Here is a 1,319-nt window from a genome sequence, read left to right as displayed (position 1 = left end):
TGGAGTGCCCCCCGTTTCGCCGGACAGTTCAGCTATTGAGATAATGCTTTGATAAACTGCCGAGGGGAAGCCATCTTTAGCGCGGAATGTGGATGGATTTCGTTATAATCTTCTATCCATCCGTCGATCTGCCGGAGCACCGTTTCAGCGTCCGGAAGGGGTAGAATTCGAATGTAATCCCGTTTGAGCGTTTTGACGAAGGCCTCAGACATACCGTTGGATTGCGGACTGGCCACCGGCGTGAAGCATGGGATCAGGTTTAACGCTTGAGCAAACAGTCGTGTGTCACGGGCAGTATATGCCGAACCATTGTCGGAGAGGTGTTCAATCGCTGTTGGCGCTCTCGTCACACGGAAGCGTTTCTCAACGGCCTCCAGCATCATGTCACGAACATTCGAGCCACTGATGCCTGCATTGGCAACAGCCACCCAGGAAATGATCTCCCGGTCGAAGGCGTCGATAATGAAGGCGACGCGTACGACCTCTCCATTCCAGCACGTGAACTCCAGGCCATCCGAGCACCATCTCAGGTTCGAGCGCATCACCATGACCTTGCCATCATGGACGCGGCCTTTACGCATCGCTGTATGCTTCTGAAGAAGCATCGCATTGGCTGCCATAATCCTATGCACCCGCTTGCGATTAACCGCGGCGAGGCCCGTTGATTGCCGCTCTCGATTGAGAAGCGCTGCGATGCGCCGATAGCCGTAAGTGGGCCGCTGATCAACGAAACGCCGGATATCAGGCAAAAGCTCATCGTCCTGTGCCTTGTGATATGGGCCACGGGACTTTGAGATGCCTTTGACGCGCTCGGCCAGGTTCGAGCGGGAGACGCCGAGTGTATCGGCCACCGTCTTCATCGCGAACCGCCCTTCGGCAACAAGTTCGGCCGCGATATCAGTTTTTTTGAGCTCGCTTTGGAAAGGGCTTCGCGCAGAATCTCGTTCTCAAGCGTTTTGCGACCAAGCATGCGCTCGAGATCACGGACCCGATCTTCCAACTTCTTGACCTCTGAGTTGCCAATCACAGGCTCGTCGGAATCCACTGCCATTGCACCTCCTTCACTTAAAAGCCTGCGCCAGCGATAAAGAAGATTGGGCGCAACGCCATGCCGGCGTGCCGCCGAGGAAACAGTCTCGCCGGGGGCATAACTTTCTTCGATGATCTGAAGTTTACGTTCGGTTGTCCAGCGTCGCCGCCGGACATCTCCCACCATTAATTCAACGTGTCGATACTCGTTAGACATAAGCCTATCCTCAAGCACGTGCTTGAGCCTTTCTGCTTATGCTGAGTGTCCGGTCGAAAGTGGGGGCAGTTCA

1 protein-coding gene is annotated in these 1,319 nt (G+C 55.0%); it reads right to left on the bottom strand.

Going from position 1 to position 1,319, the window contains the following annotated elements; all coding sequences use genetic code 11:
• Positions 1-32: 32 nt before the first annotated feature.
• Positions 33-1,246 (bottom strand): IS3 family transposase gene (locus FHW16_RS28720; RefSeq protein ID WP_182552865.1). Its coding sequence is split into 2 segments (ribosomal slippage): positions 33-910 and positions 910-1,246, totalling 1,215 coding nucleotides; the frame shifts between segments, so codons are not numbered across the junction.
• Between the last annotated feature and the right edge of the window lie 73 nt (positions 1,247-1,319).

It is taken from the genome of Phyllobacterium myrsinacearum (assembly GCF_014138285.1).
GTDB classification, from domain to species: Bacteria; Pseudomonadota; Alphaproteobacteria; order Rhizobiales; family Rhizobiaceae; genus Phyllobacterium; species Phyllobacterium myrsinacearum_A.
The sequence above is the reverse complement of the archived record's forward strand: the minus strand, read 5'-3'. Positions and strand labels throughout refer to the sequence as shown.